Origin of the sequence: Lonepinella koalarum (assembly GCF_004565475.1) — a bacterium.
In the GTDB taxonomy this organism is placed as follows: domain Bacteria; phylum Pseudomonadota; class Gammaproteobacteria; order Enterobacterales; family Pasteurellaceae; genus Lonepinella; species Lonepinella koalarum.
The window spans coordinates 14,542-28,665 of record NZ_SRHX01000009.1 but is presented as its reverse complement, the minus strand read 5'-3'; the positions used below and the strand labels follow the sequence as shown (position 1 = coordinate 28,665).

General features: G+C 41.5%; 13 protein-coding genes. 3 read left to right on the top strand and 10 right to left on the bottom strand.

Annotated features, from left to right (window positions below):
* Positions 1–7: 7 nt before the first annotated feature.
* From oppF to E0709_RS10250, 10 genes are all read right to left on the bottom strand, one after another.
* Positions 8–1,003 (bottom strand): murein tripeptide/oligopeptide ABC transporter ATP binding protein OppF, encoded by a 996-nt coding sequence (gene oppF / locus E0709_RS10295; RefSeq protein ID WP_132302732.1) that lies wholly within the window; start codon positions 1,001–1,003, stop codon positions 8–10.
* Positions 1,000–1,971, bottom strand: coding sequence for an ABC transporter ATP-binding protein (oppD, locus tag E0709_RS10290; protein WP_132302733.1), 972 nt, complete (start codon positions 1,969–1,971; stop codon positions 1,000–1,002). The genes oppF and oppD overlap by 4 nt, the downstream gene beginning before the upstream one ends.
* 3 nt (positions 1,972–1,974) lie before the next feature.
* Positions 1,975–2,883, bottom strand: coding sequence for an oligopeptide ABC transporter permease OppC (gene oppC, locus E0709_RS10285; RefSeq protein WP_391540686.1), 909 nt, complete (start codon positions 2,881–2,883; stop codon positions 1,975–1,977).
* A gap of 18 nt (positions 2,884–2,901) precedes the next feature.
* Positions 2,902–3,822, bottom strand: a complete 921-nt coding sequence (oppB, locus tag E0709_RS10280) for an oligopeptide ABC transporter permease OppB (RefSeq protein ID WP_132302735.1) — start codon at positions 3,820–3,822, stop codon at positions 2,902–2,904.
* A gap of 142 nt (positions 3,823–3,964) precedes the next feature.
* Entirely contained in the window at positions 3,965–5,602 is a 1,638-nt protein-coding gene (locus tag E0709_RS10275; protein WP_132302736.1) for an ABC transporter substrate-binding protein, read from the bottom strand.
* Between the two features lie 239 nt (positions 5,603–5,841).
* Positions 5,842–7,143, bottom strand: coding sequence for a sodium ion-translocating decarboxylase subunit beta (locus E0709_RS10270; RefSeq protein WP_132302737.1), 1,302 nt, complete (start codon positions 7,141–7,143; stop codon positions 5,842–5,844).
* 12 nt (positions 7,144–7,155) lie between these two features.
* Entirely contained in the window at positions 7,156–8,979 is a 1,824-nt protein-coding gene (gene oadA, locus E0709_RS10265; RefSeq protein WP_132302738.1) for a sodium-extruding oxaloacetate decarboxylase subunit alpha, read from the bottom strand.
* 18 nt (positions 8,980–8,997) lie between these two features.
* A complete protein-coding gene (locus tag E0709_RS10260) occupies positions 8,998–9,270 on the bottom strand; it encodes an oxaloacetate decarboxylase subunit gamma (protein ID WP_132302739.1) in 273 nt (90 codons plus the stop codon).
* Between the two features lie 147 nt (positions 9,271–9,417).
* Positions 9,418–10,257: a DUF5718 family protein gene (locus tag E0709_RS10255; RefSeq protein ID WP_132302740.1), complete on the bottom strand. Its 840-nt coding sequence runs from the start codon at positions 10,255–10,257 to the stop codon at positions 9,418–9,420.
* A gap of 23 nt (positions 10,258–10,280) precedes the next feature.
* Complete coding sequence (locus E0709_RS10250) at positions 10,281–10,910, bottom strand: MarC family protein (protein WP_132302741.1); 630 nt, start codon at positions 10,908–10,910, stop codon at positions 10,281–10,283.
* Between the two features lie 58 nt (positions 10,911–10,968).
* On the opposite strand from E0709_RS10250, the gene E0709_RS10245 reads away from it, so the two are divergent.
* The 3 genes from E0709_RS10245 to E0709_RS10235 all read left to right on the top strand — a co-directional run bounded on the left by E0709_RS10245 (position 10,969) and on the right by E0709_RS10235 (position 14,100).
* Positions 10,969–12,879 (top strand): ABC transporter ATP-binding protein, encoded by a 1,911-nt coding sequence (locus tag E0709_RS10245; RefSeq protein WP_132302742.1) that lies wholly within the window; start codon positions 10,969–10,971, stop codon positions 12,877–12,879.
* A 107-nt stretch (positions 12,880–12,986) separates the two neighbouring features.
* Positions 12,987–13,421 (top strand): ribonuclease E inhibitor RraB, encoded by a 435-nt coding sequence (gene rraB, locus E0709_RS10240; RefSeq protein ID WP_391540618.1) that lies wholly within the window; start codon positions 12,987–12,989, stop codon positions 13,419–13,421.
* Complete coding sequence (locus tag E0709_RS10235; protein ID WP_165867241.1) at positions 13,408–14,100, top strand: SIMPL domain-containing protein; 693 nt, start codon at positions 13,408–13,410, stop codon at positions 14,098–14,100. Before rraB ends, E0709_RS10235 begins: the two co-directional genes overlap by 14 nt.
* Positions 14,101–14,124: the final 24 nt, after the last annotated feature.

Sequence of the window (14,124 nt, the reverse complement as noted above, 5' to 3'; positions counted from 1 at the left end):
TAACGTGTTACCCAACACTATTCACCATTAAACAAGCCACTAAATGATTGCCACCGCCAACTAAACTCGGCACTGTCTTTGCACAACAATCTGCTACTTTCGGACAACGGGTACGGAACACACAACCTGATGGAGGATTAATCGGCGATGGTAAATCCCCCTCCAATAATTGAATGGTTTTATTGCGTTCTAATCTTGGATCAGGAATCGGCACGGCGGACATTAAGGCTTGCGTATAAGGGTGTTGAGTATGGTTAAACACCTGTTCATCCGTACCTAATTCCACGGCATTGCCTAAATACATCACCAACACCCGATCGGAAATATGTTTTACAATGGATAAATCATGAGCAATAAAAATCAGGCTTAATCCCATTTCCTTTTGTAATGATTTCAATAGGTTGACCACTTGTGCCTGAATTGATACATCTAATGCAGAAACGGGTTCATCACAAATAATAATTTTCGGTTCAATAATTAATGCGCGAGCAATGCCGATACGTTGACATTGACCGCCTGAGAATTCGTGCGGATAACGGTTGATCACATTTGGCAATAGCCCAACTTTGATCATCATGTCTTGCACTTTCTGCTTCACTTCCGCTTTGGATAAATGCGGTTGGTAAATTTCCAAGGGCTCGGCAATAATTTCACCGATATTCATCCGTGGATTAAGTGACGCCAGCGGATCTTGGAAGATCATTTGAATATCTTTACGGGTGTCTTTCCACTCTTTTTGTGATTGATGAGCGAGGTTTTTACCTAACCATAAAATTTCCCCCGCAGAGGCTTCCACCAAACCAATAATAGCTCGCGCAAGGGTAGATTTGCCACAACCTGATTCGCCCACTACGCCCAAAGTTTCGCCTTGATAAAGTTGGAACGACACATTATTTACTGCTTTCAGGGTTAACGGTTTGGCAAAAAACAGCGATTTTTTATTTTTAATTTTGAAATTCACCGACAGTTGATTCACTTCAAGAATAGGTCGTTTTAAGGTCATAGGACAAACTCCTTAGCATCAATCCAACAGTTGCGTAAGCGGTTATCCGTCCATTGGCTTAATTTCGGGGCGGTTAAACATTGCTCATGCACATATTGACAACGTGGCGAAAACGGACAACCTTGCGGTAAACGTAGCAAATTCGGCGGATTGCCGGCAATGGTTTTTAACTCGTGAGATTGGCTATCCAAACGGGGAATCGCTTCCATTAAACCCATAGAATAAGGATGTGTTGGCTGATAAAAAATTTGCTCCGCACTACCGTATTCCATAGTTCTGCCAGCATACATCACCAGCACTTTATCACAAATCCCCGCTACCACCCCGAGATCATGGGTAATCATAATAATCGCCGTGTTAAACTCACGTTTTAATTCGTTTAGCAAGGTCATAATTTGGGCTTGCACCGTCACATCTAACGCCGTGGTCGGTTCATCGGCAATCAATAATTTCGGACGGCATAGCAACGCCATGGCAATCATCACCCTTTGCCGCATACCGCCTGAAAATTCGTGCGGATACATCGCCATACGTTTTTTCGCTTCGGGCATTTTCACCGCGTCTAACATACGGATCGACTCAGAAAGTGCGGTGGATTTATCCATATTTTTATGAATCATCAGCACTTCCATTAACTGCTCGCCCACTTTCATATAAGGATTGAGCGAGGTCATGGGATCTTGGAAAATCATCGCAATATCTCTGGCACGAATTTTATTTAATTGACGTTCCGTCAAATTCAGCAATTCTTGACCATTAAACTTAGCGGATCCTGTGGTTTTGCCATTAGAAGCCAATAGTCCCATTAAGGCAAAAGCGGTTTGTGATTTACCGGAACCCGATTCGCCCACAATACCTAAGGTTTCGCCTTGTTCAAGGCTAAAATTCAGTTCATTCACTGCCGTGACGACACCGTCTGGCGTGGAAAATTTTACCGATAAATTTTGTACATCAAGCAAATTATTCATCGTTTATCTCTCCTTTGGATCCAAGGCATCACGCAATCCGTCACCGATAAAGTTAAAACAAAATAGCGTTAAACATAAAAAAGCCGCAGGGAAAATCAATAACCAAGGGGAACTTTCCATCTGTGCCGCCCCGTCATTTAACAACGCCCCCCAACTGCTCATCGGTTCTTGTGTGCCTAACCCTAAGAAACTTAAAAAAGATTCGAATAAAATCAACGACGGCACTTCTAAAGAGGCATACACCACCACGATACCCAATAAATTCGGGATAATATGACGGAAAATAATTTTTCGCCGTGACACGCCGCAAACCATCGCCGCTTCAATAAATTCCTTATTCTTTAAACTTAGGGTTTGACCTCGCACAATACGAGCGAGGTTAAGCCAAGAAATCATCCCGATCGCCACAAAAATTAATAAAATATTCTGTCCAAAGAACGTCACCAATAGAATCACAAAGAACATAAATGGAAATGAACTCAGTACCTCTAAGGCGCGCATCATCAACATATCCACGGTTTTACCAAAAAAGCCAGAAATAGCCCCGTAAACGGTACCGATCAATACGGCAATTAATGCTCCTAAAATACCCACCATTAGCGAAATACGTCCGCCCATAGCAATCCGTACTAACAAATCACGTCCTGAACCGTCCGTACCTAAATAATGTCCTGATTCAAAATCAGGGGCAGCACTCATCATATTCCAATCAGTTTCTTCAAAACTGAACGGCATTAACATCGGTGCAAAGGTAATAAACAGCACGATCAACACCAACATAAATAAGCTAAACATAGCGGCTTTATTAGCAATAAAACGACGTTTGGCATCTTGCCATAGACTACGACTTTCCAACGACAGCATATTTGATTGTTCAAGTAATTTTTGGGCTAATTGTTGATTTTGTTGCATTTTTAACATATCGCCCCCTTAACTACGCAATTTCGGATCAATAACCGCATATAAAATATCCACCACCGCATTAAAGAAAATGGTCAAGGTGCCGACTAAAATGGTTAAACTCAAGACTAAGGAATAATCACGGTTTAACGCACCATTCACAAATAACTGTCCAATACCCGGTAAACCAAATACTTGCTCAATCACCATAGAACCTGTGATAATCCCCACAAAGGCTGGACCTAAATAAGTCACGACTGGAATAATCGCAGGACGTAATGCATGTTTAAAAATAATCCGTCGCAATGGCAAGCCTTTAGCTTTGGCGGTACGAATAAACGGAGAATGTAGCACTTCAATCATCGAACCACGCATAATCCGCGCAATTCCAGCTACATAACCAATGGTTAACGCCACCACCGGTAACGCCATATAATAGGGTGTTCCTCCGTTCCAACCACCAGCTGGAAACCAGCCTAAATAAATTGAAAAAAATAGCACTAATAACGGTGCAATCACAAAGCTTGGAATAATCACCCCGGTCATGGCAAAACTCATCACCAAATAATCCCACCGAGTATTTTGGTTTAACGCCGCCACAATGCCAGCCAATAAACCTAAGGTGACAGCAAACACAAAGGCGGTTAACCCCAGTTTAATGGAAACGGGGAAAGCCGATGCAATTAAGGTGTTCACTGTTTGATCTTTATATTTAAAAGATGGACCAAAATCCCCGTGCGAAAGATTTTCCAAATACAAAAAATATTGCTTATGTAACGGCTCATTCAAATGATATTTGGCCTCAATATTCGCCATCACTTCGGGCGGATAGGCTTTTTCACTGGTAAACGGATTACCCGGTGCAAGTCGCATCAGGAAAAAAGATACCGTAATTAACAGAAACAACGTTGGTATTGCTTCAAGCAGTCTTCTAATAATAAATTTAAACATAACGACAGCCCACAAAGATTAATAAAAAATAAAAAATACAAAATATTCTGTAGCTAGACAGAATGTGAAATTATTCACTAGTAAAATATTCCCCAAGTTAGGGAAAGAAAATGTCCCCTGAAAAGGTTTCAGGGGAATAATTTTAGTGTTTAACAATATAAAGATTTCTTAACAACACTCTATCTTGTGGATCTTTACCCGAATAACCTTTGACAAAGGTTTTCACCAAGCGTGGATTCACATAGTTATAAATCGGTACAATAGCGGCTTCTTCGGCTAAAATCGCTTCGGCTTTCGCATAGGCTTCTGCACGCTGATTTTCATCTAATGCTGCACGAGATTCCATAACAGCGGCATCATACTTCTCACTGCGATAAAATGCGGTGTTATTACTTGAATTAGATAAGAAATAATTCACAAAGGTAGAGGCTTGGTTATAATCCGCATTCCAACCTGCTCGAGCAGCATCATAGGCTTTACTACGACGTGAAGCAATATAGGTTTTCCATTCTTGGTTTTCTAATTTCACATCAACGAGTCCTTGCGTATTGGCTTTCCAAATAGAAGCAGCAGCAATGGCAACTTTTTTATGGTTTTCATTAGTGTTATAAAGAATCGTAAATTTCAATGGATTGGATTTGCTAAAGCCTGCTTCTTCTAACAATTTCACCGCTTCGACATTACGCTCTGCCATGGGTTTGGTGGAATAGGCTGGCTGTTGGATTTTCTCTCCCTCGCTAATATAAGGTGGAGTAAATACATAAGTCGGGGTTTGCCCTTGTGCCATGACTTTATCAGTAATAATATTACGATCTAACGCCAAATTGAGTGCTTTACGTACTCGCACATCGTTAAACGGCGCTCGGCTGTTATTCAACTCATAGCTATAGGTTGCTAAAGTTCGGGTAATAAATAACTCATCTGGCAATTCTTTTTTCAACTTAGCAAATTGCTCGGTTGGCAAGGCATAGTTGGTTATCTGCAAATCCCCCGCACGATAACGCTGTACGTCCGTGGTTGGGTTTTCAATGCTCAACAGCGTAGCTTTGTCGATCACGGTTTCTTTATCGTTCCAATAATTCGGGTTACGTGCAAACACGATTTTTTCATTAATCACGTGATCCGTTAAAATATAAGCTCCATTACCGACTATATTTTCTTCTTTCACCCAGTTTTCACCAAATTTCTCAATCACTTTTTTAGGCACTGGCAACATAGATTGGTGAGAAGTTAAACCGACTAAATAAGGCACCGCATTGTCCAAAGACACTTCAAAGGTCAAATCATCAATGGCTTTCACGCCTAAGGTATCAGGAGATTTTTTGCCGTCAATAATATCTTGTGCATTCGCTACCTGCATATAGGTTAAAAAGCTCGCATAAGGTGAAGCGGTAGCTGGGGTGACTAAACGTTGCCAAGAAAACACAAAATCTTGTGCCGTCACAGGATCACCGTTAGACCATTTTGCATCCTTACGCAAATGGAACGTCCAAGTTTTATAATCATCGGAATGATCCCAAGATTCCGCCACACCTGGGATCGTATTACCCTCAGAATCGGCTGTCGTTAACCCCTCAAACAGCTGAAAAGCGACGCCTGATTCTGGTACACCTTCGGTTAAGTGCGGATCAAAACTTTGCGGTTCTGAGCCATTATTAATGGTAATTTCTTGTGCAGCGGCCAATTCCACGCCAGCTGGTACTTTTGCCGCATTGGCAGCAAAAGAAAAGGCTAACGCGACACCGCCAGCAAGTAAAGAAGATAATAATTTGTGTTGCATATAATCGACTCCTTGTTATTTTGTATTGTATTCCGTTCCTTTATGGCAGAAAAACAGCAGTTTGTAAAGCGTCTGGAATAAAATAATAAGATAAATTTGTTTTCTGATAAGAATTTTAGATTATTAATAGCCAATTTTAAGCGAAAAGAGAATAAATGGAACACCTAAAAAATGACACTACACTTTAGGCTTGCTCAGCTCACTTCCCAAAGTGCGGTGTATTTTTAACACATTTTTCCTTACATTGCCCCAACGTATTTTAACATGACACCTGCGGCAATGGCTGAACCAATTACGCCAGCCACGTTCGGTCCCATGGCGTGCATCAATAAGAAGTTTTGATGATCTGCTTCAAGCCCGACTTTGTTAGATACACGCGCCGCCATTGGTACGGCTGATACCCCTGCGGAACCAATCAACGGATTGATTTTATTTTTGCTGAATTTATTCATCAATTTTGCCATTAATACGCCACTGCCTGTACCGATACTAAAAGCAATCACACCTAACAGTAAAATACCAAGTGTTTGCGGTTGCAAGAACTTATCCGCCACCAGTTTTGCACCCACAGATAAACCTAGCACGATAGTCACGATATTAATTAAGGCATTTTGTGTGGTATCACTTAAACGCTCTACCACACCACTGACTTTCATTAAGTTACCAAAACAGAACATACCAAGTAATGGTGCCGCATCAGGTAATAATAATGCCACCAATAATAACAAGATAATTGGGAACATCACTTTTTCTCGATTACTCACCGTTCGTAGTTGGGTCATACGAATCTTACGCTCGGCTTCGGTAGTTAGTGCTTTCATAATTGGCGGTTGAATTAATGGGACTAATGCCATATAAGAATAGGCAGCCACTGCAATCGCACCCAATAATTCAGGTGCTAGTTTACTGGTTAAGTAAATGGCGGTTGGACCGTCTGCCCCCCCAATAATCCCGATAGAGGCAGCTTGTGGCAAGGTAAAATCAATTACCCCTAACCAATTCAAACCCAAGGCTCCCAATACGGTAGTGAAGATCCCGAATTGTGCCGCCGCACCAAGCAATAAGGTTCTTGGATTGGCAATTAACGGACCAAAATCCGTCATTGCTCCCACCCCCATAAAGATAACTAACGGTGCAACACCATAGCCAATCGCCACTTTATAGAACAAGGCTAAAATCCCAGCACTAAAACCGAGATCGCCGGCGGTCACTTCCAATTGGTCTTGTATTGATGCTGGCAAGTTCGCCAGTGCGGTTTTAATTGCCACAGGATCTGCCACTACACCGATTTTTCCTGCAATCACAGCAAGTTGTTCAGGTGTACCTGAATGTAACAAATTATCCAATGCCGTCATTGCCATGCCCGCTTCAGGAATATTCGACAACAAGCCACCAAAGCCAATCGGCAATAACAACAACGGTTCAAATTTTTTCACAATCGCCAGCCATAACAATAACAGGCTAACCAAAATCATCACCGCTTGCCCCCATTCAAGGTGCATAATGCCTGTGCCTTTCAGTAGAGCAATAATACTTTCCATACTGCCTCCAAATTAAGCAATGGTCATCACTGTGTCGCCCACAGCGACGGAATCACCCGCTTTCACACAAATACCACGCACAGTTCCGGCAAGGTTCGCCCGTACTTCGGTTTCCATTTTCATCGCTTCTAAAATAAACAATACATCACCCTCTGCGACAGTTTGTCCCTCGGTGGCGACTACTTTCCAGATATTGCCTGCCATTGGTGCGGTAACTGCGGTGCCAGTACCACTTGCAGCAGGTGCTGGAGCAGTTTGAGCCACAGGGGCTGCCACTGGAGCTGCTGTCGGTGCAATATGAGTTACATCGCCACCTTCAGACACTTTCACCACAAAGGCTTTACCCTCAAGTTCCACGGTGTAAACCGCTGAACCGCTTGCTGGTTTGGCTGGGGCTTTTTCTGCGGATTTTTGTACCGCAGCTTTTTCATCTTGAGCCGCAGGCGCTAACGTCGGTGCTGGCTCAAAGGCAGCAGGATTGCCACGATTTTCTAAGAATTTCCAACCAATTTGTGGGAATAACGCCACAATTAACGCATCATCTACCGCATTTTCAGCCAGTTTAATGCCTTTTTCTTGTGCGGTTTGTTTCACTTCTGCTTCAATTTTCGCCATTTCAGGGGCAATATGATCTGCTGGACGGTCAGTAATTGGTTTGCCACCATCAAGCACACGAGCTTGCAATTCTGCATTCACAGGGGCTGGGGTGCGACCATATTCGCCTTTTAAAATCCCTGCGGTTTCTTTGGCGATAGTTTTATAACGTTCGCCCATTAACACGTTGATAACGGATTGGGTACCCACGATTTGGGATGTCGGGGTCACTAACGGAATATAGCCTAAATCTTTACGCACGCGTGGAATTTCTTCCAACACTAAATCGAGTTTATCGCTGGCATTTTGTTGTTTAAGCTGTCCCTCAAGGTTAGTCAACATGCCACCCGGTACTTGTGCCACCAAAATACGACTATCCACACCACGCAACTGCCCTTCAAATTTGGTATATTTTTTCCGCACATTACGGAAATACGCCGCAATTTTTTCTAAGCGAGGAATATCTAATCCCGTATCAAATTCGGTGCCTTGCAAGGTCGCCACAATCGCTTCAGTAGCGGGATGTCCATACGTACCCGACATAGAAGAAATCGCCGTATCTACCCCATCGACACCGGCTTCAATGGCTTTTAACAATGCCATTTCTGACATACCTGTAGTGGCGTGGCAATGCAAATGTAACTGTACATCAAAACGTTTTTTGATTTCGCCCACTAATTCCGCTGCTGCCATTGGATTTAAAATCCCTGACATGTCTTTAATTACAAGACTATCTACTCCAATTTCTAATAATTGTTCGGTGGTGTCTAACCATGTTTGTAAAGTATGTACAGGGCTAGTGGTATAACTTAACGTACCTTGTGCGTGACCACCGTGTTTTTTCACTGCTTGCAATGCCGCTTGCATATTACGTGGATCGTTCATCGCATCAAACACACGGAATACCGTCATGCCGTTTGCCACACAACGCTCTACAAAACGATCCACCACATCATCGGCATAATGACGATAGCCTAATAAATTTTGTCCACGCAACAACATTTGCAACGGGGTTTTCGGACAGGCTTTTTTCAATTCACGTAACCGCACCCAAGGATCTTCGCCTAAAAAACGAATACAGCTATCAAAGGTCGCACCGCCCCAGGCTTCCAGTGACCAATAGCCAATATCATCTAATTCTGCTGCAATCGGCAACATATCATCTAAACGTAAACGGGTGGCAAATAAAGATTGATGGGCATCACGAAGTACTACATCTGTCACTTTAATTTTTTTAGTCATAATAAAATCCTTCTTTCATTAATTTGAATGTCTCGCACGATGATGTGCAATGGCTGCCACGATCACTGGACGTAAACGATCTAAATCGTTACTGACAGGCTGAAGTGCGGTTGAATTTGGAACATTTTTTGAAACCTTTTTAGGAACAACGACAGGTTCAGGAAAATATTGATTAATCAGTTTTGACATTAGTCCAATCGCCCCAATTAAAATGAGCAAAAAGACTAACACAAAACCCATACCTGAAAACATCAAGTTGATACCTTCACCAAAGAGTTCTGCTGGGGTCATATTAATAATCCTTATATTAGGTAGAACATTATTATCTTACGGCTTAATCAAAATAAAATCTTTGATAGAGATCACAAAACAAGCAACTTATTTTATCTTTATCTCACAAAAAATGATAATACACATCACCTTATTGAATATGAAAATTTAAACCACTTTTTGCACCAACGCCGAAATATCATCCGCAAAGCACGCTTGCTCTGCCATTTGTACAATTTGTGAATGAGAATATTTTTTACCGTTATATACTACCACCAAACTAGTATCACCTACTTGCAAGAAATTTTTTTCGCCAAATTCGGTGTAACGAGTAGCACCAATACTCATCACGGCTTTAGTCGGATAATTTGCCAGTTTCAACAAGTTGGCAATATTATTCATTGGGTCTTGATCGGGCTGATGATTCATTTTATCTACTATCCAACGCAATAATTTTTGATGAAAATAACTATAACCTACTGCCGGACTATCAATACCGTATTCGGTTAACTTGTCATCACGTTTATGAAAACAGGCTATCCGATAATCATCAATATTGCTCCCTGAATCAAAACTGTCTAAGGCAAGCCAGTTAGCTGACAAGCCTTTGGAATCCGCGCCCCAATTTTTCTTTTCACAAATTTTACGTGCATTTGGGCGACGAATAGAACAATCGTTATAGGCGGCAAAATAAGTGGGTAAAAGTGCGGTCACTTTTTGCGATGTTTTATCGTATTGAATCTCACAAATCAACGCAATCTCAGGTTCAATCTGTAAATTATCAGCGTTTTGTGGAAATTGTAAACGATCATGGGAAAGAGGATAAACGGACAAAAAGCGTTCATTTTCATTTAACTGTTGGCTAGGCACATAAAAGGGGAAAATCGCTTTCGGTTGCACAGCTTCTTCTGTTTTAACTTGAGCAAAATCAGCCGCCTCGCCAGCCTGTTCTAAATGACCAGCAAAATTACCCGCCACTCCTAAACCAATAAATGTTGTATTAAACATAATTTCTCCTGTTGATAAATTCATTAACTGATATTTATACCACCTGTGATAAAGAATTCTTGAATACCGACTAACACATTATTAACGGCTACCGCAGCTAAAATTAATCCCATGACTCGACTAATCACCGATGCCCCAGTATTACCAATCACATCTTGCACACGGTTCGCCACCAACAGCAATAGGTAAGTAATCAATAACACAGCAAGCATAATAAAAGTGGTGAGAACTTGTGCGGTAAAACTAAAACGGTGATTATCGGTCAACAACACAATCGCCATCATTGCTCCCGGTGAAGCAATGGACGGCACAGCTAAGGGATAAACCGCCAATTCGCTCAAGTTAGTGCTCATTTTCATTTCGTGTTCGGGTTTGCCCTCACCAAAAATCATAGTTAAGGCGAATAAAAATAGCACCAAACCGCCTGCGATTTGGAAAGCTGAAAGGGGAATTTGCATCGCTTCAAATAAGCCTTGAGCAGCAATTAAGAAAAACAACAAAATACCCGTTGCAATCAGTACCGCTTTTAACGCCACCTTACGACGATCTGCTAAAGATAAACGGCTAGTTTTAGTTAAATAAACCGGAATAGAACCGATGGGATCAATCACCGCCCAAAGTACTACAAATTGTACAATTAACGAATCAAACATTGCAAAACCTTTAAAAAACAGGAAAATAAGGAAACTTTAAAAAAATATACCATAAAAAATGATCATATTCTCAAATTTATCGTTAAAACGTGGACAAAATTTACTGCTTGAAAACGCCTCCGCGACCATTAACCCCAAACAAAAAGTTGGCTTAGTGGGAAAGAACGGCTGTGGTAAATCGTCATTGTTCGCTTTACTTAAAAAAGAAATGTCACCAGAAAGTGGAGATGTCAATTATCCAACCAATTGGGCGGTGTCTTGGGTCAATCAAGAAACGCCAGCGTTAGACATGTCTGCCTTAGATTATGTGATTGAAGGCGATCGCATTTATTGCCAATTACAAACCGAGTTAACACAAGCTAACCAACGCAATGACGGTCATGCCATTGCGCATATTCACGCCCAGTTAGATAATATTGATGCGTGGACCATTCAAGCGCGAGCATCCGCCTTATTGCATGGTTTAGGTTTTGCACAAGATGAATTACAACGTCCAGTAAGATCCTTTTCCGGCGGTTGGCGAATGCGGTTAAATTTGGCACAAGCCTTGTTATGTCCGTCCGATTTACTGTTGTTAGACGAACCCACCAACCACCTAGATTTAGATGCGGTAATTTGGCTAGAACGCTGGCTTACGCAATATCAAGGCACGTTATTGCTGATTTCCCACGATCGTGATTTTCTCGATCCCATCGTAAATAAAATTCTGCATATTGAACAGCGAAAACTAAACGAATATACCGGCGATTATTCCAGCTTTGAACAGCAACGAGCGGAAAAACTCTCACAACAAACCGCACTTTTCCGTCAACAACAGGATAAAATCGCCCATTTACAAAGTTATATCGACCGTTTCAAAGCCAAAGCGACTAAAGCCAAACAAGCGCAAAGTCGGATGAAAGCCCTTGAACGCATGGAAAAAATCGCCCCTGCTCATATTGATAATCCCTTTACCTTTCAATTTCGTGAACCACTGTCATTACCAAATCCGTTAGTGATGATTGAAAAAGCATCAGCAGGTTATGACGAAGTTGAAATTCTGCAAAAAATTAAACTCAACCTTGTCCCTGGTTCAAGAATTGGTTTACTTGGCAAAAATGGCGCAGGGAAATCTACCCTGATTAAATTATTGGCAGGTGAACTCACCGCGCTTTCAGGCAACGTGCAACTGGCAAAAGGCGTACAATTAGGCTATTTCGCTCAACATCAATTAGACACCTTGCGAGCGGAAGAATCCGCTCTGTGGCATTTACAAAAATTAGACGACAAACTCACCGAGCAAGACTGTCGCAATTATTTAGGCAGTTTCGCCTTTCACGGCGACAAAGTCAGCGACCCCGTCAACACCTTTTCAGGGGGCGAAAAAGCCCGTCTTGTGTTAGCGTTAATTGTGTGGCAACGCCCAAATTTGCTGTTATTAGATGAACCGACCAACCATTTAGATTTAGATATGCGACAAGCCTTAACGGAAGCCTTGGTGGATTATCAAGGCTCACTGGTTGTGGTGTCGCATGACCGCCATTTATTACGTAACACGGTGGAAGAATTTTATTTGGTGCATGATAAGCAAGTGGAAGAATTTAGCGGTGATTTGGACGATTACACCAAATGGCTGAATGAGATCAATGCACAAGAACGCAAAGAATTAAATAAAAGTGCGGTGCAAACCAGCGAAATTTCTGAAAATTCCCAACAAAACAGAAAAGACCAAAAACGCCGAGAAGCCGAACTACGTCAACAAACCGCTCCATTACGCAAAAAAATTAGCCAACTGGAAAGCCAAATGGAAAAATTGTCTGTACAGTTGGCTGACATTGAAAACCAACTTTCCGACAACGATCTGTATTCACCAGAAAATAAAGAAAAATTAACCACGGTTTTGGCGGAGCAGGTGAATGTGAAAAAGCAATTAGAAACGATTGAAATGGATTGGTTGGGTGTGCAAGAAAAATTGGAAAGTTATGGGTGATCCCCCGCACTCACGTACGGGGTTAAGCATAGTCACGCCACGCCGTGGCTTTGTTGTTATGGCTATGCTAAAATAATTCAACATTTATCCCCAATAAGGAAAATATTATGACCATACCAAACATCCCTCCCCAAGCAGAATCACAAGCAAAAACCCGTGAAATTATTGCGAATTTATTCAATGACGGCAGCGATCCCAACGCTCTTTATATTATTGAACACCACATTGCTCACTACGATTTTGACAAATTAGAGAAAATTGCAGTCGATGCATTCAAAGCGGGCTATGAAGTGTCGGAAGCGGAAGAATGGGAAGATGATAACGGTAAATTATTGTTCTGTTTTGATATTATTGCCGAAGTGGAATTAAAACCAGAAATCATTGATGCGCAACAAAAAGAAATAATGCCGTTGGTTGCAAAACACGGTGGGATTTATGACGGGTGGGGAACCTATTTTGAAGATCCGAATGGGTCAGATGATGAATATGGTGATGACGGTGAGTTCTTTGATGAGGAATTTGACGAAGATGATAAAGAATAAAATCTTATGGCTTGCCTTATTCGCTTTGCCTTTTATGGCTATAGCAAATGAATCTGCGGTATCCGATGGTAATATGGTGAATTTCAGTGTGCTGGCGGAGCAAGAAGTACCCTCAGATGTGTTGCAAGTTAAGCTTTTTTTGCAAGAAGAAAATGCAAATTTACAAACTTTGCATCAAGTAATTTCCGATAAATTAAATCAATCTATCAACAAAATTAAAACTCAATCCGCCGTAGTCATTAAGCACCACAATCGAAGCACAAGTTTACGTTACAACGATAAAGGGCAGAAAAATGGTTGGATAGAACGAGTGGATTTTGTTTTAGAAAGTCAGAATCAAGAGGTTTTATCACAATTAGTGGATGAACTATCGGATGTGTTGTCGATTGAAAACATTAATACAACGTTATCACCAGAAGCTAGAGAAAAATTGGAAGATGCATTATCTCAACAAGTTCTCCACAAATTTCAACAGAAAGCAGAGCTAATTCAAACATCTTTGTCATTCAAGCATTATCGTATTGTGTCGTTAAACTTACAGGCTCAAAATAACTCGGGTTACAATCAAGATAAAATGCTATATGCGGTAAAAATGACCGCAGATCAAGCGGTGCCATTAGAAACTGGACGTACAAAAATCAGCGTGCAAGCGACAGGTGCAATTCAGTTAATTGAATAATTAGCTATTTGTTATTATTTACTA